Annotated in this window: 18 protein-coding genes; 11 read left to right on the top strand and 7 right to left on the bottom strand. The window is 68.4% G+C overall.

Annotated features, from left to right (window positions below):
* Positions 1-43 precede the first annotated feature (43 nt).
* The 7 genes from AC2EBS_RS05630 to AC2EBS_RS05600 all read left to right on the top strand — a co-directional run bounded on the left by AC2EBS_RS05630 (position 44) and on the right by AC2EBS_RS05600 (position 5,222).
* Positions 44-514 carry a hypothetical protein gene (locus tag AC2EBS_RS05630; protein ID WP_484727378.1) on the top strand — a complete coding sequence of 157 codons (471 nt, stop codon included), beginning with the start codon at positions 44-46 and terminating at the stop codon, positions 512-514.
* Positions 515-569: 55 nt separating this feature from the next.
* Positions 570-1,112, top strand: a complete 543-nt coding sequence (locus AC2EBS_RS05625) for a YbaK/EbsC family protein (RefSeq protein ID WP_484727377.1) — start codon at positions 570-572, stop codon at positions 1,110-1,112.
* Positions 1,109-1,354 (top strand): DUF1289 domain-containing protein, encoded by a 246-nt coding sequence (locus AC2EBS_RS05620; RefSeq protein ID WP_484727376.1) that lies wholly within the window; start codon positions 1,109-1,111, stop codon positions 1,352-1,354. The genes AC2EBS_RS05625 and AC2EBS_RS05620 overlap by 4 nt, the downstream gene beginning before the upstream one ends.
* Positions 1,351-2,016, top strand: a complete 666-nt coding sequence (locus AC2EBS_RS05615; protein WP_484727375.1) for a DsbA family protein — start codon at positions 1,351-1,353, stop codon at positions 2,014-2,016. The genes AC2EBS_RS05620 and AC2EBS_RS05615 overlap by 4 nt, the downstream gene beginning before the upstream one ends.
* A 204-nt stretch (positions 2,017-2,220) precedes the next feature.
* Entirely contained in the window at positions 2,221-3,912 is a 1,692-nt protein-coding gene (locus tag AC2EBS_RS05610; protein ID WP_484727374.1) for an MFS transporter, read from the top strand.
* Positions 3,913-4,022: 110 nt separating this feature from the next.
* Positions 4,023-4,940 (top strand): PfkB family carbohydrate kinase, encoded by a 918-nt coding sequence (locus AC2EBS_RS05605; protein WP_484727373.1) that lies wholly within the window; start codon positions 4,023-4,025, stop codon positions 4,938-4,940.
* Positions 4,941-5,018: 78 nt separating this feature from the next.
* Positions 5,019-5,222, top strand: coding sequence for a hypothetical protein (locus AC2EBS_RS05600; protein WP_484727372.1), 204 nt, complete (start codon positions 5,019-5,021; stop codon positions 5,220-5,222).
* Between the two features lie 32 nt (positions 5,223-5,254).
* Here the strand turns inward: AC2EBS_RS05600 and AC2EBS_RS05595 are convergent, their stop codons facing one another.
* Both AC2EBS_RS05595 and AC2EBS_RS05590 read right to left on the bottom strand, forming a co-directional pair.
* A complete protein-coding gene (locus AC2EBS_RS05595) occupies positions 5,255-6,802 on the bottom strand; it encodes a sensor histidine kinase (protein WP_484727371.1) in 1,548 nt (515 codons plus the stop codon).
* 92 nt (positions 6,803-6,894) lie between these two features.
* A complete protein-coding gene (locus AC2EBS_RS05590) occupies positions 6,895-7,932 on the bottom strand; it encodes a GGDEF domain-containing protein (protein ID WP_484727370.1) in 1,038 nt (345 codons plus the stop codon).
* Between the two features lie 169 nt (positions 7,933-8,101).
* On the opposite strand from AC2EBS_RS05590, the gene AC2EBS_RS05585 reads away from it, so the two are divergent.
* The 3 genes from AC2EBS_RS05585 (at position 8,102) to AC2EBS_RS05575 (ending at position 12,299) form a co-directional block, all read left to right on the top strand.
* Entirely contained in the window at positions 8,102-9,022 is a 921-nt protein-coding gene (locus tag AC2EBS_RS05585; RefSeq protein WP_484727369.1) for a DMT family transporter, read from the top strand.
* A 12-nt stretch (positions 9,023-9,034) separates the two neighbouring features.
* Positions 9,035-9,823, top strand: a complete 789-nt coding sequence (locus AC2EBS_RS05580) for an SDR family oxidoreductase (protein WP_484727368.1) — start codon at positions 9,035-9,037, stop codon at positions 9,821-9,823.
* Positions 9,824-9,938: 115 nt separating this feature from the next.
* Complete coding sequence (locus tag AC2EBS_RS05575) at positions 9,939-12,299, top strand: penicillin acylase family protein (RefSeq protein WP_484727367.1); 2,361 nt, start codon at positions 9,939-9,941, stop codon at positions 12,297-12,299.
* Here the strand turns inward: AC2EBS_RS05575 and AC2EBS_RS05570 are convergent.
* On the bottom strand, positions 12,274-13,179 hold the full coding sequence (locus tag AC2EBS_RS05570; RefSeq protein WP_484727366.1) for a DMT family transporter: 906 nt from the start codon (positions 13,177-13,179) through the stop codon (positions 12,274-12,276). The genes AC2EBS_RS05575 and AC2EBS_RS05570 overlap by 26 nt on opposite strands.
* 140 nt (positions 13,180-13,319) lie before the next feature.
* Here AC2EBS_RS05570 and AC2EBS_RS05565 point away from each other — a divergent pair, with 140 nt between their 5' ends.
* A complete protein-coding gene (locus AC2EBS_RS05565; protein ID WP_484727573.1) occupies positions 13,320-14,261 on the top strand; it encodes a quinone oxidoreductase family protein in 942 nt (313 codons plus the stop codon).
* On the opposite strand, the gene AC2EBS_RS05560 is transcribed toward AC2EBS_RS05565, so the two are convergent.
* From AC2EBS_RS05560 to ileS, 4 genes are all read right to left on the bottom strand, one after another.
* Complete coding sequence (locus AC2EBS_RS05560; RefSeq protein WP_484727365.1) at positions 14,241-15,806, bottom strand: sensor histidine kinase; 1,566 nt, start codon at positions 15,804-15,806, stop codon at positions 14,241-14,243. The two genes, AC2EBS_RS05565 and AC2EBS_RS05560, sit on opposite strands and share 21 nt — an antisense overlap.
* A gap of 103 nt (positions 15,807-15,909) precedes the next feature.
* Positions 15,910-16,758 (bottom strand): DUF2189 domain-containing protein, encoded by an 849-nt coding sequence (locus AC2EBS_RS05555; RefSeq protein WP_484727364.1) that lies wholly within the window; start codon positions 16,756-16,758, stop codon positions 15,910-15,912.
* 75 nt (positions 16,759-16,833) lie between these two features.
* Positions 16,834-17,331, bottom strand: a complete 498-nt coding sequence (lspA, locus tag AC2EBS_RS05550) for a signal peptidase II (RefSeq protein WP_484727363.1) — start codon at positions 17,329-17,331, stop codon at positions 16,834-16,836.
* Positions 17,332-17,333: 2 nt separating this feature from the next.
* The gene (gene ileS / locus AC2EBS_RS05545) at positions 17,334-20,192 is read right to left on the bottom strand and encodes an isoleucine--tRNA ligase (protein ID WP_484727362.1); all 2,859 of its coding nucleotides are present in this window, start codon (positions 20,190-20,192) and stop codon (positions 17,334-17,336) included.
* Positions 20,193-20,258 lie beyond the last annotated feature (66 nt).

Below are 20,258 nucleotides of genomic sequence, written 5' to 3'. Positions count from 1 at the left end.
GCCGGGCTTGACGTTGAACTTGCACGTCAAGGAGTTTCCGCCAATGAAGAACACGAGCATGAAGGGCTGGCCGCTTGCCGCCGCTCTCGCCCTTGCGGCCATGGTGCAGCCTGCCCAGGCGCGAGATGTTGATGTCGGAGTGTCCGTGCAGATCGGCCAGCCCGGCTTTTACGGGCGCATCGATATCGGCGATGCGCCGCGCCCGCGGCTGATCTACGCCGAGCCGCTGATCATCAGCCGGCCGCCGCCTCGTGTGATCTACGAGCCGGTCTATCTGCGCGTGCCGCCTGGCCATGAGCGCCACTGGCGCAAGCACTGCCACCGCTACGAAGCCTGCGGCCGGCCGGTCTACTTCGTGCGTGACGACTGGTACCAACGCGTCTATGTCCCGCACTACCACCACCGTCATCCCGACTATCGCCATGACAGGCGGGACGACTGGCGTGACGGACGCCGTGAGGACTGGCGCGATGAACGCGGCCGCGGCCATGGCCACGGTCATGGCCGCGACTGACTGAGCAAGAGCACCCTGATCGGCCTTCTCAGCTGCGCTGGGCGAAAATGGCGGCATGCACACAGAAGATATCGAGACCGAGGGCGCTGCAGCCGCACCGGGCGCCGGGCGCCCCGAGGGCTTTCGCCGCGTCAGCGCCGCGCTGGCCGAGCGCGGCCACCCGCACCAGCCGCTGTGGCTTGAGGTGGCAGCCCGCACCTCGCAGGAGGCGGCCGACGCGCTGGGTGTCAGCCTGGGCCAGATCGCCAAATCGGTGGTCTTTCGTCGCAAGGCTGATGATCGCGCGGTGCTGGTGATCGCCTCGGGCGACCGCCGCATCGACGAGAAAAGGCTCAAGGAGCACACCGGCCCCTTGGGACGCGCCGATGCCGACTACGTCAAGGCGTGCACCGGGTTCTCGATCGGTGGCGTCTCGCCGCTGGGCTACGCCCCGGCCGATGGACAGCAGATGCCGCTGCTCTTCGTCGATCGCGAGCTGTTCCGCTTTGAGCTGATCTGGGCTGCGGCGGGCCATCCCAACGGTGTGTTTCGCATGGCGCCGGACGAGTTGGTGACGCTGACCGGCGCGCCGGTGATCGACGTGGTGCAGCAGCCATGAGCGGCGGCGCACGTGGCGGTGTGGCCTCACCCTGTGTCAATGTGTGCCGCATGCATGCCGGCACTGGCTGGTGCGAGGGCTGCGCACGCAGCATCGACGAGATTGCCAGCTGGGGCGGCAGCGACGACGCGGCGCGCCGAATCGTGCTGGCGCGCCTGCCGCAACGTCGGCGACAGCTGCGGGAGCTGGGCGTCTGGGCCGGTCCGGCCTTGGCCTTGAACAGCGAGGAGACACTGGGATGAGTTCGCCCCCGGCGCTCAAGCGCCTGCAGTTCTATTTCGATCCGGTCTCGCCCTATGCGGCGCTGGCCTTTGCCAAGCTGCCCGAGGCGCTGTCCGGGCTGAGCTATGTGGTGGACTACCGGCCGGTGCTGTTTGCCGCCTTCTTGCAGGCGCTGGGCCAGAAGGGCCCCGCAGAGATCGCGGGCAAGCGAGCCTGGACCTATCGTCAGGTGAGCTGGCTGGCCTACCAGGCCGGCGTTGCGCTGGACCTGCCGGCTCAGCATCCCTTCAATCCCTTGCCGCTGCTGCGCCTGGCTCTGGCCGCGCAGGCGCCGGGTGCCACCCCGAGCCGCCATGTGGTCGAGCAGCTGTTCGACTTCGTCTGGCGCAGCGGCGGTGCCGATGCGACCGATGCAGCCCGCCTGGAGGCGCTGAGCGCGCAGCTCAAGCCGGTGCGCGACCCGGGCAGCGAAGCCGTCAAGCAGGAACTGCGCGATGCGACCGAGCAGGCGCTGACGCGGGGCGTGTTCGGCGTGCCCACGATCGAGGTCGATGGTCATCTGTTCTGGGGCCAGGATGCGCTGCCGATGCTGGCGGCCTATCTGCGTGGCGACCCGTGGTTCGCCAGCGGCGCCTGGGAGGCGGCCGCGGCGCGGCGTCCCGCTGTGCAGCGTCGCCACTGAGGACGGCACCGGCGGGCGGCCCACTGGGGCTTTCCCTCTGTCTCGCTCGAATCCCGCAATGAGAAAGCACTTGTGCGGGTTCTCACGGGGTTTGTCAGCCAGGGTTCAGTCTGGCGTCAGAGCCTGGTCAGAGCGCGCCTTGATAGTCACATCAGAAGGCTGCATCGGGCGATGCAGTCAGCCCAGCAATGACGGAGACATGCAATGGCGACAACAACTGCGGCGGCGGCTAACACGCCGATGACCGCGGAGGAGAAGAAGGTCATCTTCGCCTCCTCGCTCGGTACGGTGTTCGAGTGGTACGACTTCTACCTCTATGGTTCCTTGGCGGCGATCATCGCCAAGCAGTTCTTCTCGGGTCTTGACCCTCAGGCGGCGTTCATCTTCGCGCTGCTGGCCTTCGCCGCGGGCTTCATCGTGCGCCCCTTCGGTGCACTGGTGTTCGGTCGTCTGGGCGACATGATCGGCCGCAAGTACACCTTCCTGGTCACCATCCTGCTGATGGGCCTGTCGACCTTCGTCGTCGGTATCCTGCCGACCTATGCGTCGATCGGCGTGGCCGCTCCGGTGATCCTGATCGTGCTGCGCATGCTGCAGGGCCTGGCTCTCGGTGGTGAGTACGGCGGTGCCGCCACCTATGTGGCCGAGCATGCGCCGCATGGCCGCCGCGGCGCCTACACGGCGTGGATCCAGACCACCGCGACTCTGGGCCTGTTCCTGTCGCTGATGGTGATTCTGGGTACCCGCACCCTGATCGGCGAGGATGCATTCGCCGCCTGGGGCTGGCGTGTGCCCTTCATCGTGTCGATCCTGCTGCTGGCCATCAGCGTCTGGATCCGCCTGTCGATGAACGAGTCGCCCGCCTTCCAGAAGATGAAGTCCGAGGGCAAGACCTCCAAGGCGCCGCTGTCCGAATCCTTTGGTCAGTGGAAGAACCTGAAGATCGTGATCCTGGCGCTGTTCGGTCTCGTCGCCGGTCAGGCCGTGGTCTGGTACTCGGGCCAGTTCTATGCGCTGTTCTTCCTGGCCAACGTGCTCAAGGTTGACGGTCCCACGGCCAACATCCTGGTGGCGGTCTCGCTGATCATCGGCACGCCTTTCTTCGTGGTCTTCGGCACCCTGTCGGACAAGATCGGCCGCAAGCCCATCATCATGGCGGGTCTGCTGCTGGCGATCGTCACCTACTTCCCGCTGTTCAAGGCGCTGACCGAAGCTGCCAACCCCAAGCTGGCTGCTGCGCAGGTGAACGCCAAGATCACCGTGTCCGTCGATCCGGCCCAGTGCTCGTTCCAGGGCAGCCCGATCTCGCGCGACGTGGACTTCACGTCGAGCTGCGACATCGCCAAGCGTTCGCTGGCACAGCAATCGGCCAGCTACGAGACCGTGGCAACGCCGGGCGCCAACGCCAAGGTGCAGATCGGTGAGAAGGTCATCGACGTGCCCACCGGCGTGCTGACCGCTGGCGGCCACAAGTTCGACGAAGCGTCGGGCAAGGCGATCGCTGCCTTCAAGAAGGAAGTTGCCGAGTCGATGAAGGCCGCCGGCTATCCGGCCAAGGCTGATCCGATCAAGCCGCTGTCGGCCAACTGGTGGAAGATCGTCGCCATCCTGTCGATCCTGGTCATCTACGTGACCATGGTCTACGGCCCGATCGCCGCCATGCTGGTGGAGCTGTTCCCGACCCGCATCCGCTACACCTCGATGAGCCTGCCGTACCACATCGGCAACGGCTGGTTCGGTGGCCTGATGCCCACGATCGCCTTCGCGATGGTGGCCCAGAACGGCAACATCTACTACGGCCTGTGGTACCCGATCATCATCGCTTCGATCACCTTCGTGATCGGCATGCTGTTCGTTCGCGAAACCAAGGATCGCGACATCTACGCCCACGACTGATCCTCGAGCAGGGCGGGCGCCTGGCGCGCCTGCCCTTCAGTCCGATGAGCACGATGAGGACGGCCCCGCATGGGGCCGTTTTTTTTGTCTGCGACACAATGCGCCGCCATATGTCCAGTGAACCCAGCGTCGCGTCACCGTCCATCTGGCTGATCGGCGAGGCCTTGCTCGATGAATTCGCGTCGGCCACCGTGCCGGGTGGTGCGCCCTTCAACGTGGCGCGCTCGCTGGTGGCGCTGGGGCAGGGCGCCCTGCTGCTCAGCCGCATCGGTGCAGCTGATGCGGGTGCGGCGATGCTGCTGGCCGAGATGCGCCGGCTCGGCATGGACGAGCGCGGTGTGCAGCGCGATGCACTGCATCCGACCGGACGCGTGTGCATCGAGGAGCTCGATGCCGGGCAGCACCGCTTCCGCATCGCTGCTGATGCGGCCTGGGACTGGCTCGAGTTCGACCCGATCGAGGCGCTGCTGCGCAGCCAGGGCCCCGCTCTTCTGTACTTCGGCACACTGGCGCAGCGCTGCGCCGCATCGCGCGCGACGGTGCTAGCCCTGCTGGCGCGCTGCCCGCCGGAAACGATCTGCTATCTGGACCTCAATCTGCGCCCCGGCATCGCCGTCGAGTCCTGCCTGCTGCCGAGCCTGCAGCAGGCCGACTGGCTCAAGGTCAACGAGGAGGAACTCGCCTGGCTGCTCGATCGCTTCGGCCTGGGCGGTCCGGCGGATCTGGTGCGGCGCTTCGGCCTGCAGCGGCTGATCCTCACGCGTGGCTCGCGCGGTAGTGCCGCCTACGGTGCTGCTGGCGAGTGCCTGGCCGACGAGGCGGGGCTGTCGCAAGCCGAGCTGGTCGATACCGTAGGCGCAGGCGATGCCTTCACTGCGATGCTGCTGGCCGCCAGTCTGCGCGGTCTGACGCCGGTCGCGGCGATGGCGCTGGCCAACCGCTTTGCAGCGGCGATTTGCGGTGTGCGCGGGCCTGTTCCGCCGGAAGATCGCTTCTACGCGCCGTGGCGCGCGGCGCTGCACCGTTAGCGCGGCGGCCCAGCCGCCAGCATCGCGTCAGGCTGGCGCCCGAGAATGCCCGGCATCAATCTTGGAGATAACGCCATCATGTGGAAACTGCTTCTGGGCTTCTTCGTCTTCGCCGCGCTGGCGCTGTTCATCCTCAGCCGCGGAGGCGATATCGAGATGGGCGGTGAGCAGCACGGCATCGCCTCGCATGGCAGCGATCATGCCGCCTCGGCAGCCTCCGCAGCTGCCCCGTCGGCCTCTGCCGCATCGGCCGTGCAGCCTGCATCGGCTGCGTCGCAGTAAAGCGCGGGAGTCGATATAGCGTGGCGGGCGCTTCAGTCCGCCGCAGCTGCCTGCGGGGCCACGCGCGGCAGGCGCACCGTCATCGTCGTGCCCTGACCCGGGGTGCTGGTCACCTCGATCTGGCCGCCTAGCACCTGGGTGACGATGTTGTGCACGATGTGCATGCCCAGGCCGGAGCCGCCGGTGCCCAGCCGTGTGGTGAAGAAGGGGTCGAAGATGCGTCGGCGCACGCTCTCGTCCATGCCCTTGCCATCGTCGCTGACGCTGAGCTCGACCTGATCCGCGTCGAGCGAGCGGCAGCGCACGCGAACCTGGCCTTGCTGCCGATCTTCGAAGGCATGCACCAGGGCATTCATCAGCAGATTGGTCAGCACCTGACCTAGTGCGCCGGGGTAGGAGTTCATCGCCAAGCCGGTTTCCAGCTCGGTGTGGACCTGATAGGGCGTGTGCTTGTAGCTGGGTTCGACCATGGTCAGCACGTCCTCGATGACGCGCGCCAGATCGAAGTCGCGGCGCGTGTCGCTGGTCTGGTCTATCGCCACCTGCTTGAAGTCGCGCACCAGCTCGGCGGCACGCGCGACATTGCGATGCAGGATGTCCTGCCCGCGACGCGTGTCCTTCACCAGTTCCACCAGCACGCTGCGGCGCATCGGCGTGGCCGAGGACAGCAGCTCATCGAGCTCGCCCCAGCGATCTTCCAGGGCCGAAACCACGGTCAGCGCGTTGCCCAGCGGCGTGTTGAGCTCGTGCGCCACGCCGGCGACGAGCCGGCCCAGCGAGGCCAACTTCTCCGACTCCACCAGTTCGCGCTGTGCGGTCCTGAGCGTCTGCAGCGCCTGCGTCAGCTCGGCATTGGCCGCGGTGAGCTCGGCAGTGCGCTCGGCCACCTGCGACTCCAGCGTGTTGGCATGCCCGCGCAGTTCCTCGAAGGCTTTCAGCAGCGCCAGCCGCATGCGGTCCATCGCCAGGCCGACCTGAGCGATCTCGTCATTGCCGGCTTCCAGCTTCAAGGGCACGTCGAACTGCCCTGCGGCCAGCCGTGCCGCCGCCTGGCTGAGCTTGTCCATGGGGCGCAGCACGCGTCGCTGCAGCACCAACAGGATCAGCAGTGCCGACAGCGTCAGCGTCAGTCCCGCACGCCACAGCGAGCGCAGCATGTCCGCCTGGCGCTGGGCGATCAGCGGTGCGGCACTCATCTCGAGTCGTAGCGTGGCGATCTCGCGTCCGTCGCGCAGCACCGGCCGCACCCGCGACAGCACCAGGCTGGCCTGCCCGACAGGGCGACGCAACTCCAGGAAGGGTCGCGCCGCGCCGGGCTCGACGATGAGCACCGAGACGAAGCGCGGGTCGTCCATCTGCGCCTTGATCATCGGCTCGGCCAGCTCGGGCGAGACCTGCCAGATCGGCTCGGACAGCGACAGTGCCAGTACCTCGCTGATGCGCTGCAGGTCGCGCTCCAGCTCTGTCATGGCCACGCGGCGGTTCTGCTGGCCCTCGTAGAGCAGCAAGGCGCCGGTCGGGACCAGCAGACCCAGGGCGAGGGCCGCAACAACAGCGGCGCGAAGCGAGGTCTGGAGCATGAAGGTCTTCAGGGCAGGGACTTCCTATCGCTGCCGGTGTGGGCCGACAGCCTGCGCCAACTGTAGCCTAAGGCCGGCGGCCAGCCGCCGGTTCAGGCGGCGCGGCGTTGCGGTGGCGGCAGCACGACGACGCGGTTGCGTCCGCCATGCTTGGCACTGTAGAGCGCCTGGTCGGCCCGGCCGAGGAACTCCGGCACCGCATCGCTGATGGCGAGCTGGGTGACACCCAGCGAGATGGTGACGCGTTCGGCCTGCCGCACCGTCGGGGGCAGGTCCTGTGCGGCGACGCGCTCGCGCAGCGCCTCGGCAAGCATCACCGCCTCGTGCAAGCCTGCGCCGGGCATCAGGATGGCGAACTCTTCGCCGCCGATGCGCGCGGCCAGATGGTGGCTGTGCGCCACGCTACGCAGTGCCTGCGCCACGATGCGCAGCACCTCGTCGCCGGCAGCGTGGCCGTGGCTGTCGTTGATGCGCTTGAAGTGATCGATGTCGCCGAAGATCAGGCAGGGGCTGGTCGGCGTGCCGGCTTCTTCCTGCTGCAGGCACTGCTGCAACTCGCGGTCGAAGGCGCGCCGGTTCGCCAGACCGGTCAGTGCGTCCACCAGGGCCTCGCCGCGTGCCTGGGCGACCTGTTCGCGCAGCTGCTCGATCTCCTGCTGGCTGGTGTCGAGCCGGCGGCGCAGCTTGTGCATCTGCTCGCGCATCTCCTGCGTGCCCAGCAGCAGCTCGCGCAGCGGCAGGCCGGCGCCGCGTTCGGCCAGTTCGCGCGCACAGCTCTCCAGCACTGCGCCGAAGCGATCGCTGGCAGCACCGGCTTCATCGGCCGAGCCGGCCATGTCGCGCAGCAGCGTCGCCAGCGCATCGCCTATGCGTCTGGCACTGGCTTCGTCGATGGAGCGTGCGTCGCCGATATGGCGGCTGTAGAGGGTGCGGGTCTGTGCGTCGTCCAAGGTCTGGCCGCGCTCGGTCAGCACGTGGATCTCGCGGCTCAGCGCGACGTTGCAGCCCGACACATGCTCGTACCAGACCGCGTAGGACAGCGGATGCAGGGCTGCACGCTGGCGCGTCATCAAAGGCAGGGCCTGCCGCAGGTATTCGGCACTCTTGACGACGCTCTCCGGGTACTGCATCAGAAGTTCTCTCTGCGCGCGGCTGTTTGTCGGATTTCGACCGCCATGCTATCGGCGCAAACCATTGCTGCTGCAGGGCGATGAGCGCACCGGCATGCGGCGAACAGGCTTTGCCGGCAACTGTTCACGCTTCGCTGCGGGTATCCCCCTAACTAGAATGAGTCGGTCCATGAGCGATGCAGCTTTCAGCCCACAGTCCGCCGACATCGGCCGTCCGCTCTGGCCCGGATTGCTGCTTGCCATGGGTGGGGCGATCGCGTTCTCCGGCAAGGCCATCATCGTCAAGCTTGCCTACCGTCATGGCGTCGATGCGGTGACGCTGATCATGCTGCGCATGCTCTTCGCACTGCCGCTGTTCCTGCTGTTGTCCTGGTGGGCGGGCCGGGGCCAGCCGGCACTGACGCGGCGCGACTGGCTGGCGATCTGCGGCCTGGGTTTCTGCGGCTACTACCTGGCCAGCTTTCTCGACTTTGCCGGCCTGGCCTATGTCTCGGCCAGCTTCGAGCGGCTGATCCTCTACTTGAATCCGACCCTGGTGCTCTTGCTCGGTCGGGTGCTGTTCGGCCGCCCGGTGACGCTGCGTCAGCTCGGCGCGCTCAGCGTCAGCTACGCCGGCGTGCTGGTGGTGTTCGGCCATGAGCTGCAGCTGCAGGGCACCGATGTGGCGCTCGGTGCGGCGCTGGTCTTCGGCAGCGCGGTCAGCTACGCGCTGTATCTCGTCTACAGCGGCGAGGAGGTCAAGCGCCTGGGCGCGCTGCGTCTGACCGGCCTGGCCACCAGTGTGGCCTGCCTGCTGTGTATCGCGCAGTACCTGCTGCTGCGGCCGATTGGCGCGCTGGCCGAGGTGGCGACCCCGGTGTTGTGGCTGTCGCTGCTCAACGCGACGGCCTGCACCTTCGCGCCGGTGCTGATGGTGATGATGGCGATCGAGAGGCTGGGCGCCACGCTGGCGGCGCAGACCGGCATGATCGGGCCGATGTCGACGATTCTGATGGGCGTGTGGCTGCTGGACGAGCCTTTCACGCCCACCTTGCTGGCTGGCACCGCGCTGGTGCTGGCCGGCGTCTGGCTGCTGACACGTTACAGGTAAAAGGAGATGGCAATGGATCTTGGACTTCGTGGCCGTTGGGCGCTGGTCTGTGCGGCGAGCAAGGGGTTGGGTCGCGGCTGCGCCGAGGCGTTGGCAGGAGAGGGCGTCAACGTGGTGATCACCGCGCGCGGCGCCGAGACGTTGGAGGCCACGGCCGCCGCGATCCGTGCCGCCTATCCTGGCGTCGAAGTGCGCACGGTGGCCGGCGACATCACCACGGCCGAAGGCCGCGCCGCCGCGCTGGCCGCCTGCCCGCAGGTCGACATCCTCGTCAACAACGCCGGCGGTCCGCCGCCTGGCGACTTCCGCCAATGGAACCGCGAGGACTGGATCGCCGCGCTGGACGCCAATATGCTGACCCCGATCGAGCTGATCAAGGCGACCGTGGATGGCATGGCCGCGCGCGGCTTCGGCCGCATCGTCAACATCACTTCCGGCGCGGTGAAGGCGCCCATCGACGTGCTGGGCTTGTCCAACGGCGCGCGCACCGGCCTGACCGGCTTCGTCGCCGGCCTGGCCCGCCAGCGCGCGATTGCCGCCAGCAATGTGACGATCAACAACCTGCTGCCCGGCGCCTTCGATACCGAGCGCCTGCAGAAGACCATGGCCGCCGGCGCAGCCAAGGGTGGCGGCAGCATCGACGAGATCGCCGCCAAGCGCCGTGCCGGCATCCCGGCGCAGCGCTTCGGCACGGCCGAGGAGTTCGGCGCCATCTGCGCCATGCTCTGCAGCGCGCAGGCCGGCTATCTGACCGGCCAGAACATCCTGCTCGACGGCGGCGCCTACCCGGGAACCTTCTGAGCCCCGGCGCCGCCACTCGCCGCCACAATCGCCGCGTTATCACTGCACGCGGGGAGCGCGCATGGCTCGCAGGATTGGGAAATGGGCGCGGCGGCTTGTCCTTGCGCTGCTGCTGTTGACGCTGTTGCTCGCCGCGGTGGCGACGCTGGGCCTGCGCGGCAGCCTGCCGCAATACGAAGGCGAACGCGCGCTGCCGGGCCTGAGTGCATCTGCGACGCTGAGCCGCGACGAGCGCGGCTACCTCAGCGTGGAGGCCGCCAGCCGCGCCGATGCAGCACGCGCGCTGGGCTTTGCCCATGCGCAGGAACGCTTCTTCCAGATGGACCTGCTGCGGCGCAATGCCGCGGGCGAGCTCGCGGCGCTGGTCGGGCCCAAGGCACTGCCACTGGACAAGTCGCGCCGCCTGCACCGCTTCCGCACGCGGGCCGACGCGGCGCTGGCGGCCTTGCCCGCCGCGCATCGCGAGCTGCTGCAGGCCTATGCCGCCGGCGTCAATGCCGGCCTGGATGCGCTGGGCTCGCGGCCCTTCGAGTACTGGATGCTGCGCCAGTCACCCAAGCCTTGGCAGCCGAGCGATTCGCTGCTGGTGGTGCTGAGCATGTATCTGGACCTGCAGAGCTCTCAGGGCCGCGACGATCTGGCAATGCAGGCATTGCACGAGCTGGTCGGCCCGGACTGGTATGCCTTCCTGACCCAGCACAGCGCCGACTGGCAGGCTGCGCTGGACGGCAGCCAGGCACAGCCTCGGCCCTTGCCTGATGCGGCGTGGCCCGAGGCGCTGCGCCGCGTGAAGACCGCGCAGCTGGGCAGCCGTGAGGCGGGCGAGGCTGACGAGAGCCACCGCGACCGCGGCAGCAACAACTTCGCCGTTGCCGGCAGCCTGAGCGCCGCTGGCGGCGCCGCCATCGTCGCTGACGATATGCATCTGGGCCTGCGCGTGCCAGGCACCTGGTTCAAGGCCCGGCTGTCCTGGCGAGATGCTGCGGGGCAGCCGCGCAGCGTCGCCGGCGTTACCTTGCCCGGCACGCCCACGGTGGTGGCCGGCAGCAATGGGCGAGTCGCCTGGGGCTTCACCAACAGCACTGCGGACTGGGCCGATCTGGTCAAGCTGCGCCTGAGCGCCGACGGCCAGCGCTACCTCGGCCCCAAGGGCGAGCAGCCGCTGCAACGCCATGTCGAGCGCATCGAGCTGGCCGACGGCAGCACGGTCGAGCACGAGGTGCGCGAGACCGAGTGGGGGCCGCTGCTGGAGCCGCCGTTCGCGCAGTACGCGCTGCGCTGGGTGGCGCATGCGCCCGAGGGGCTGAACATGCGCACGCTGGACCTCGAGTCCGCAGACAGCACCGAGCAGGCGCTGCGCCTGGCACGCGGCGCGGGCATGCCGGCGCAGAACCTGGTGGTCGGCGATGCGCAGGGCCGCATCGGCTGGACGCTGATCGGCGCGATTCCGAAGCGGCAGCTCGCCAGCCTGGACCTGCCACAGGACTGGAGCGACGGCCGCCAGGGCTGGACCGGCTGGCTGTCGGCGGACGACCCGGCCTGGCCGACCGTCGCGCAACCGGTAGACGGGCGCCTGTGGACCGCCAATGCGCGTTCGGTCGGCGGCGAGGCCTTGGCGCTGATCGGCGATGGCGGCTACGACCTCGGCGCACGAGGCCAGCAGATCCGCGACGGCCTGCTGGCACGGCAGCGCTTCGACGAGGCGGCGCTGCACGAGATCCAGCTCGACCATCGCGCGCTCTTCCTGCAGCGCTGGCGCAAGCTGCTGCTCAGCGAGGTGCTGACGCCGGACTTCGTGCGCCAGCATGGGCTGGCCGACTACCGCGAGGCCATAGAGCGCAGCGCCGATGCTGCCGCGCCGCAGGCGGTGGGCTATCGGCTGCTGCGCGCCTGGCGCGAGCGCGTGCTGGAGCGGCTCTTCGCGCCGCTGGCGGCCGAGCTGGAGGCGCGCCAGCTGAAGCTGCGCGACCTGAAGCTCGCTACCGAAACGCCCGGCTGGGCCATGCTGCAGGCGCGCCGCGCCGACACGCTGCCGGAGGGCGCAGCCTCATGGCCGGCGCTGCTGCAGCAGGCCGTGCTCGACAGCCGCGAGGCCTTGCTGAAGACCACGCCTGACGGGCGCATCGCGTCGCTGGCCTGGGGCGAGCAGAACCGTGCGGCGATCCGTCATCCGCTGAGCAGTGCGCTGCCGTCCTGGCTGGCACGCTGGCTGGACATGCCGGACACGCCGCTGGCCGGCGACCGCCACATGCCGCGCGTGCAGCTCAGCGTGCATGGCCAGTCGCAGCGCATGGTCGTGGCGCCGGGGCAGGAGGCGCGTGGCATCCTCGCCGTGCCGGGCGGGCAGAGCGGCCATCCGCTCTCGCCCTACTATCGTGCCGATCACGAGGCCTGGCTGAAGGGCGAGCCACTGCCCTTCCTGCCTGGCGCGACGGTGCAGACGCTGACGCTCAACGCCGCAGCGACGACACGGTGATGCCCAGCGCGATCAGCGCGAAGGCCACGCCGTGGTACCAGGCCGGCCATTCGCCGAGCAGCGCGGCCGACATCAGTGCAGCGAATACCGGTGTGAGGTTGCCGAAGAAGGACGCCACGGTCGGGCCCGCCTCGGCGACGCCCAGGCCCCAGCAGCGGTAGGCGATCAGCGAGGGGCCGACAGCCACATAGACCAGGGCCAGGGCAAGACCTGGCCCCCAGACCACGGGCTGCGCGGTGTAGACCTGCTCGATGCCGGCCATCGGCAGCGCGAAGGCCAGACCGAACAGGGTCTGCGCGAGCAGCATCTCGGCCCAGTTCCACTGCGGCCGCTGCTCGCCCTGCATGTGCGCGGGCGGCTTGGCGAGCAGCCAGCTGTAGATCGCCCAGCTGAACACAGCCAGCAGCATCAGCAGATCACCGGGCACGAACTGCACCTGGGCGAGCAGGGCCGGGTCGCCGCGCGCGATGACAAACAGCACGCCGGTCAGCGAGAGCAGGGCGCCGATCAGCTGGCGGCGGGTCGGCTGGATCCTGTAGAACAGCGCGCCCACGGCCAGCATCCACACCGGCAGGCTGGCGGCGATCAGCGTGACGTTGAGCGCGTTCGACGAGCGCAGTGCCTGGTACTGCAGCGCGTTGTAGCAACCCATGCCGAGCAGGCCGATCAGCGCGAAGTAGCGCCAGCGCCGCAGCAGTGGGCGCAGATCGCCCAGCAGATGCCGCCCCAGCGGCAGCAGGATCAGCAGCGCCAGCGTCCAGCGCAGCGCGTTGAGCAGCAGCGGCGGCACGCTGGGTGCCAGCATGCGCCCCACCACGGCATTGCCCGCCCACATCAGCGGTGGCAGGGTCAGCAGCAAGGCAAGGCGTGGTGTCAGCATCGGTCGCAGGGGGCAGCGATTCGCAAAGGCTGGCACGATAGCGGAATTGCACGGTCAACGCTTGTACGAAGGAGACATCAGACATGAGCAGCAGCAGCGAGCGCGCCATCCGTATCGCCACCCAGGGCGGGACGGACGTGATGGAGGTGGTCGAGGTCCAGGTCGGTGCGCCTGGCCCTGGCGAGATCCGCATCCGCCATCAGGCGCTGGGCCTCAACTTCATCGACGTCTACCACCGCGACGGCACTTATCCGCTGCCGCTGCCCGCTGCGCTGGGCATGGAGGCCGCCGGCATCGTCGAGGCGGTCGGCGAGGGCGTCTCGCATCTGCAGGTCGGCGACCGTGCCGCTTATGCGAGCCAGCCGCCCGGCGCCTATTGCACCGCACGCGTGATGCCGGCGCGCAGCGTCGTGCGATTGCCGGACGCGATCGACTTCGAGACTGGCGCGGCGATGATGCTCAAGGGCCTGACGGTGCAGTACCTGCTGCGCCGCACGCTGCCGCAGGGAGGCTTGGCCGCGGGCGACTTCGTGCTCTGGCACGCCGCCGCTGGCGGCGTCGGCCTCATTGCCTGCCAGTGGGCCAAGGCCATGGGCCTGCAGCTGATCGCCACTGCCGGCAGCGACGAGAAATGCGCGCTGGCGCTGGCCAGCGGCGCCAGCCATGCGATCAACTACCGCAAGGAAGATTTCGCCGCGCGCGTGCGCGAGATCACCGGCGGCAAGGGCGTGAAGGCGGTCTACGACTCGGTGGGCAAGGACACCTGGGAAGGCTCGCTGAACAGCCTGGCGCCTCTGGGCCTGATGGTCAGCTTCGGCAATGCCTCTGGCGTGGTGCCTCCGGTGGCGCTGGGCACGCTGGCGGCGAAGGGTTCGCTCTATCTGACCCGACCGACACTGTTCACCCACCTGGCCACGCGCGAGAGCAGCCAGGCGATGGCGGACGATCTGTTCGCGATGGTCAGCAGCGGCCAGGTGAAGATCCGCGTCGACCAGCGCTACGAAGGCCTCGCCGCAATGGCGCAGGCGCACCGCGACCTCGAGTCGCGGCGCACCACCGGATCAAGCGTGCTGATCCCCTGAGGCGGCTGCGCTGGCCGGGGTGGCCGTCGCCGCTGCTGCGGCGGCTTGCGGCGCTGCGGTTGCGGGCGATGGCGCGGCTTCTTCCGGGGCAGCTTCGAGCAAGAGTTCGAAGCTGAAGCAGCTGCCGGTGCCGGGCTGGCTCTCCACCCGCACCTCGCCGCCCATCAGCGCGACCAGGCGCTGCACGATGGTCAGCCCCAGCCCGGTGCCGCCGTAGCGGCGCGTGATGCTGCCGTCGGCCTGCGTGAAGGGCGCGAAGACCTGGGCGATCTGCTCCTTGGTCATGCCGATGCCGGTGTCGTGCACCGAGAAGCGCAGCCGTGCCGGCCCGCCGGCCTGTGAGGCGCCCTCGTCCAGGCGCTGCACCTCCAGGCGCACCTCGCCCTTCTCGGTGAACTTCAGCGCATTGCCGACCAGATTCACCAGCACCTGGCGCAGACGCAAGGGGTCGCCGACCAGGCGCAGCGGCACGCCTGGTTGCACCCGTGCCTGCAAGGTGATGCCCTTCTCGTGCGCATGCAGCAGCAGCGGCTGCAGCGCCTCGCGCAGGCAGTCGTGCAGCGCAAAGGGAATCTGCTCGATGACCACGCGGTTGGCCTCGATCTTGGCCACATCCAGCAGGTCATTGATGATCACCATCAGGCCCTTGGCCGACTTGTGCGCGAGTTCGATGAACTTGCGCTGCCGATCGCTGAGCTCGGTCTGCAGCACCAGCTCGGTCAGGCCCAGCACGCCGTTCATCGGCGTGCGGATCTCGTGGCTCATATTGGCCAGGAAGCTGCTCTTGGCCTGGCTGGCGGCCTCGGCCGCCTCGCGCGCGGCGACCAGGGCCAGCTGCGTGGCCTTCAGGTCGGCGATGTCGCGGGCGTTGAACTGCATCACCAGATCGCCGGTCACCGGGTCGCGCATCGGTCGCGCATCGACCGCGTGGCAGCGCTGACCGGCGGTGGTCTTGAGCTCCAGGTCGGCGCTGAAGGTCTGACCGCGCTGCACCTGGGCCAGGATGCGCTGCGCCAGTTCGGGCGCAGCGAACATCGCCAGCCAGTCGTGGGGCCCGCGCCGGCCGCTGAGCACGCCGAAGGCCGCCGAGGCCGCGGCATTGCGCATCAGGATGCTGCCATCCTTCAGGCTGACGACCATGATGCGCACGGAGGTGTGCTGCAGCGCCTCCACGCCACGCAGCATGGACTTGTCGGCGCCTTCGCGCAGGCCCTCGACAGCGAACAGCATCACCTGGCGCCGGTCCGGCGTGCGCAGGCCGCGCGAGGCCAGCATCACCGTGGTCGGCTGGCCTTTGGGGAACAGCGTCCACTGCTCGCGCACGATCTTGCCCTGGGCATGGTCGGCGGCGGTGACGGCCAGGCGCTCGCGCACCATCTCGCTCATGTCGGCCAGCTCGGAGGCGAGGAATTCCTCGGCGCTCTCCGCCTTCCAGAAACTCAGCGCGGCGGAGTTGGCCCAGAGATTGCGCCGACGATCGTGGTCGAACACCCAGACGGGCATATCGAGCCACTCATAGTGCGTCAGGCAGGAATAGTCGAGCATGGACAGGCGCAGGGCGTCGGCGGGGTGCCGCGAGCGAAATTCAGTCCGGCATTTTGGCTCGGCCGACCCGTGTTCCCGTGAAGATTTTGGCGCTGCCCATGCATTAGTCGGCAACTGCGGCGCGGTAGGCATGCCAGCTGGCATGGCCCAGCACCGGACCCACGACGAGCAGCCCGACGAACCAGGGCAGCAGGGCCAGCACCACCAGCAGCGTGATCAGGAAGCCCCAGAAGAGCATCACGCCGGTCTGCGTCAGCACCAGACGCATGCTGGTCAGGCCGGCGGTGATCGCGTCCACGGGTTTGTCCAGCAGCATCGGGATGGAGATCACGCTGACGGCGAAGATCAGGCCGGCGAACACCGCGCCCACCGCCAGATAGGTGACGATGAAGCCGATGTTCTCGGGGTCGAGCAGCTTGGTCAGCGAGCCGCCGAAGTCGGGCATGCCATCGAAGCTGACCGCGAACACCACCAGCGAGGCGCGGCCCCACAGCATCTCCAGCACCAGCAGCACCGCGCCGAAGATGGCCAGCTGGCCCATGCGCGTGTCCCAGGCGGTCAGCGAATCGCCCAGGTCGGGCTTCTCGCCGCGCTCCAGCCGCATGCTGACCTGATAGAGACCCAGGCACATGAAGGGCCCCATCAGCAGAAAGCCGGCCGACAGGGCCAGCGTGTAGGCCGGCGCGTTCTGGTAGACCTTCAGCAGCCCCCAGCCCATGGCCATGAAGCACAGGCCGTAGAAGATGCCAATGCCTGGCGCACGCAGGAAGTCGCGCCATCCGGCGGCGATCCAGCCCAGCGGCTGCGCAAAGCGCAGCGGGCGCAGCTTGATGTCGAAGACCGAGAGGTTCTCGGGCGGCTTGGCGTTCTGCGGGGCAGCGTCGGTCGAGGACGCGGCGCTGCTCGTCTCGATGCCGGGCTCATGCTCCCGATCGCTGTGTGTGGCGCTCATGGCGCCAGACTAGGTCAGTCTGGCGCCGAGCAACAGCGGACTTTCCTTAGCCTCGATCAGGCCGCTGTCAGGCAGTCAGCCGCGGCGGACCCGTCGCAGCTCGTCCCAGATCAGCAGGATCGCGCCCAGGGTGATTGCGCTGTCGGCGACGTTGAAGGACGGGTAGTACCAGTTGCGCCAGTGCAGCTGGATGAAATCGACCACATAACCATGCAGCAGGCGGTCGATGACGTTGCCCACCGCACCGCCGAGGATCAGCGTCAGCGCCAGCGCGAACAGCGTCTGGTGCCCGTGGCGGCGCAGCATCACGGTGATGAAGACGGTCGCCGCCGCTGCCAGTCCGATGAAGAACCAGCGCTGCCAGCCCGAGGCCCCGGCCAGGAAGCTGAAGGCCGCGCCGGTGTTGTGCACGCGCACGAGGTTGAAGAAGCTGGTGACGTAGCGACTGTCCCCGTAGCTGAAGCTGGAGAGGATCAGCACCTTGGTGAACTGGTCGGCGATGACGATCAGCGCGGCCAGCAGCAGCCACTGCGTCATCGTCAGGCCGGCACCGCTGCCTTTGCGAGCGCCCATGCTCAGGCCACCTTGCGGGTTTCGCCCGCGCCGTGCAGATTGCTGTCGCAGCGGCCGCAGATCGTCGGATGGGCGCTAACGCTGCCGACATCCTCGCGGTAATGCCAGCAGCGCTCGCACTTCTGGTGCGCCGAGGCGCTGACCTTCACCGTCAGCTCGGTCGCCGGCGCGATGCGGGCGGCCGAGGTGATCAGCACGAAGCGCAGGTCCTCGCCCAGGCTCTGCAGCAGGGCCAGATCGTCGGCGGGCAGGCCCAGGTCCACCTCGGCCTGCAGCGAGGCGCCGATGGCACCCGTGCCACGCACATCCTCGATCGCCTTGTTGACCGCCTCGCGGATTTCGCGCACGCGCGCCCACTTGGCGAGCAGGGCGGCATCGGGGGCGGCGAACTGCCAGTAGGTCTCGGTGAAGATGCTGTCGCCGGGCTTGGCGCCAGCGAAGACCTTCCAGGCCTCCTCGGCGGTGAAGCTGAGGAAGGGCGCCATCCAGCGCAGCATCGCGTTCGTGATCTGCCACAGCGCGGTCTGCGCCGAGCGACGCGCCAGGCTCTTCGGCGCGGTGGTGTAGAGGCGGTCCTTCAGCACGTCCAGATAGAAGGCGCCCAGGTCCTCGGAGCAGTAGACCTGCAGCTTGGCCACCACCGGGTGGAACTCGTAGCGCTCGAAGTGCTCGAGGATCTCGGCCTGCAGCTCGGCGGCGCGGGCCAGCGCGTAGCGGTCCACCTCGAGCAGCTGCTCGGCCGGCACGGCATCCGTCTTGGCATCGAAATCCGAGACGTTGGCGAGCAGGAAGCGCAGCGTGTTGCGGATGCGGCGGTAGCCGTCCACCACGCGGGCGAGGATCTTGTCGTCGATGCCCAGGTCGCCCGAGTAGTCGGTGGCCGCGGTCCACAGACGCAGGATCTCGGCGCCCATCTTGTCGCTGACCGATTGCGGTGCGACGACGTTGCCGACCGACTTGCTCATCTTGCGGCCCTGGCCGTCGACGACGAAGCCATGCGTGAGCAGGCCGCGGTAGGGCGCGCGGTCGTTGATCGCACAGGAGATCAGCAGCGAGGAATGGAACCAGCCGCGGTGCTGGTCATGGCCTTCGAGATACAGGTCGGCCTCGGGGCCGCTGTCGTGCGCGGCGCCGGCATGGCTGCCCTTGAGCACGTGCTGGAAGGTCGAGCCCGAATCGAACCAGACGTCGAGGATGTCCTGGCCCTTGGTGTAGCTCGCGGCCTCGGCGCCCAGCCATTCAGCCGGGTCCAGCTTGGCCCAGGCCTCGATGCCGCCGGCCTCGACCAGCTGCGCGGCACGCTCGATGAACTCCAGCGTGTTGGGATGTGGCTCGCCCGAATCCTTGTGCAGGAAGATCGGCAGCGGCACGCCCCAGCTGCGCTGGCGCGAGATGCACCAGTCGGGCCGGTTGGCGATCATGTCGCGCAGACGGGCGCGGCCGTTCTCGGGATAGAAACCGGTCGCGTCGATTGCAGCCAGCGCGGTCTGGCGCAGGCTCTGCGCGGGCTTCTCGGTGGCGAACAGGCCCACGCCCTCGTCCATGCGCACGAACCACTGCGCGGCGGCGCGGTAGATCACCGGCGTCTTGTGGCGCCAGCAGTGCGGATAGCTGTGGGTGATCTTGTTATGCGAGAGCAGGCGGCCGGCGTCGTCCAGCGCCTGCGCGACCACCGGGTTGGCCTTCCAGATGTGCTGGCCGCCGAACAGGGCCAGGTCTTGCGCATAGGCGCCGTTGCCCTGCACCGGGTTCAGGATGTCGTCGAAGGCCAGGCCGTGCGAGACGCAGCTCTGGAAGTCGTCCAGGCCATAGGCCGGCGCCGAGTGCACGACGCCAGTGCCATCCTCGGCGGTGGCGTAGTCGGCCAGATAGACCGGACTCACACGGTCATATGCCGCGTCGACATGGGCCAGCGGGTGCTTGAACTCCAGCCCGCCGAGCTGCTTGCCCAGCGTGGTGGCGATCACCTGGCCTTCGAGCTTCCAGCGCGCCAGGCACTTCTCAACCAGGGCCTCGGCCACGACGTACAGGCCCTTGTCGGTGTCGACCAGCGCATAGCTCAGCGCCGGGTTCAGGTTGAGCGCCTGGTTGGCCGGGATGGTCCAGGGCGTGGTGGTCCAGATCACCGTGAACACATCCTTGGCCAGCGAGCCCAGGCCGAAGGCCGCGGCCAGCTTGGCCGGATCGGCGGCCAGGAAGGCCACGTCCACCGCCGGGCTCTGCTTGTCCGCATACTCGATCTCGAACTCGGCCAGCGAGGAGCCGCAGTCGAAGCACCAGTAGACCGGCTTCAGGCCGCGGTAGACGAAACCGCGCTCGAACAGGCGCTTGAGCACGCGGATCTCGCCGGCCTCGTTGGCGAAATTCATCGTCTTGTAGGGATGGTCCCACTCGCCGAGCACGCCCAGGCGCTTGAAGTCGGCCATCTGCTGCGCGATCTGCTCGGTGGCGTAGGCACGGCTCTTGGCCTGCACCTCGTCGCGCGGCAGGCCGCGGCCGTGGGTCTTCTCGATCTGGTTCTCGATCGGCAGGCCGTGGCAGTCCCAGCCGGGGATATAGGCCGCGTCCATGCCCTTGAGCTGGCGCGCCTTGACGATCATGTCCTTGAGGATCTTGTTCGCCGCGTGGCCGATGTGGATCTGGCCATTGGCATAGGGCGGGCCGTCGTGCAGCACGAACTTCGGCGCGCCGCAGCGCGCATCGCGCAGCTTCTTGTAGACGCCGTGCTGCTCCCACTCTTTGACCCAGCCCGGCTCGCGCTTGGGCAGGTCGCCGCGCATCGGGAAGGGCGTGTCGGGCAGGTTCAGCGTGGCGCGGTAGTCCGTCGCAGAAGAATCGGGCTTGTTGGTGTCGTTGCTCATGGCGGGCGGCAATTCAGGCAGCAGCAGACCGGCTTGGATGTCGGTGGCCTGCAGAAAGGGTCGGCG

The sequence above is a fragment of the Roseateles sp. T103 genome (assembly GCF_057219915.1).
Note: the sequence above shows the minus strand (reverse complement) of the source record. Positions and strands in the feature narration are given on the sequence as shown.

What these genes read in the sequence shown, in the direction of transcription:
- ileS (WP_484727362.1), bottom strand. Translation starts at nt 20,192, where the DNA reads ATGAGCAACGACACCAACAAGCCCGATTCTTCTGCGACGGACTACCGC.
- AC2EBS_RS05570 (WP_484727366.1), bottom strand. Translation starts at nt 13,179, where the DNA reads ATGCTGACACCACGCCTTGCCTTGCTGCTGACCCTGCCACCGCTGATG.
- AC2EBS_RS05615 (WP_484727375.1), top strand. Translation starts at nt 1,351, where the DNA reads ATGAGTTCGCCCCCGGCGCTCAAGCGCCTGCAGTTCTATTTCGATCCG.
- AC2EBS_RS05630 (WP_484727378.1), top strand. Translation starts at nt 44, where the DNA reads ATGAAGAACACGAGCATGAAGGGCTGGCCGCTTGCCGCCGCTCTCGCC.
- AC2EBS_RS05600 (WP_484727372.1), top strand. Translation starts at nt 5,019, where the DNA reads ATGTGGAAACTGCTTCTGGGCTTCTTCGTCTTCGCCGCGCTGGCGCTG.
- AC2EBS_RS05590 (WP_484727370.1), bottom strand. Translation starts at nt 7,932, where the DNA reads ATGCAGTACCCGGAGAGCGTCGTCAAGAGTGCCGAATACCTGCGGCAG.
- AC2EBS_RS05620 (WP_484727376.1), top strand. Translation starts at nt 1,109, where the DNA reads ATGAGCGGCGGCGCACGTGGCGGTGTGGCCTCACCCTGTGTCAATGTG.
- AC2EBS_RS05610 (WP_484727374.1), top strand. Translation starts at nt 2,221, where the DNA reads ATGGCGACAACAACTGCGGCGGCGGCTAACACGCCGATGACCGCGGAG.
- AC2EBS_RS05565 (WP_484727573.1), top strand. Translation starts at nt 13,320, where the DNA reads ATGGAGGTGGTCGAGGTCCAGGTCGGTGCGCCTGGCCCTGGCGAGATC.
- AC2EBS_RS05585 (WP_484727369.1), top strand. Translation starts at nt 8,102, where the DNA reads ATGAGCGATGCAGCTTTCAGCCCACAGTCCGCCGACATCGGCCGTCCG.
- AC2EBS_RS05580 (WP_484727368.1), top strand. Translation starts at nt 9,035, where the DNA reads ATGGATCTTGGACTTCGTGGCCGTTGGGCGCTGGTCTGTGCGGCGAGC.
- AC2EBS_RS05555 (WP_484727364.1), bottom strand. Translation starts at nt 16,758, where the DNA reads ATGAGCGCCACACACAGCGATCGGGAGCATGAGCCCGGCATCGAGACG.
- AC2EBS_RS05625 (WP_484727377.1), top strand. Translation starts at nt 570, where the DNA reads ATGCACACAGAAGATATCGAGACCGAGGGCGCTGCAGCCGCACCGGGC.
- AC2EBS_RS05595 (WP_484727371.1), bottom strand. Translation starts at nt 6,802, where the DNA reads ATGCTCCAGACCTCGCTTCGCGCCGCTGTTGTTGCGGCCCTCGCCCTG.
- lspA (WP_484727363.1), bottom strand. Translation starts at nt 17,331, where the DNA reads ATGGGCGCTCGCAAAGGCAGCGGTGCCGGCCTGACGATGACGCAGTGG.
- AC2EBS_RS05560 (WP_484727365.1), bottom strand. Translation starts at nt 15,806, where the DNA reads ATGCTCGACTATTCCTGCCTGACGCACTATGAGTGGCTCGATATGCCC.
- AC2EBS_RS05605 (WP_484727373.1), top strand. Translation starts at nt 4,023, where the DNA reads ATGTCCAGTGAACCCAGCGTCGCGTCACCGTCCATCTGGCTGATCGGC.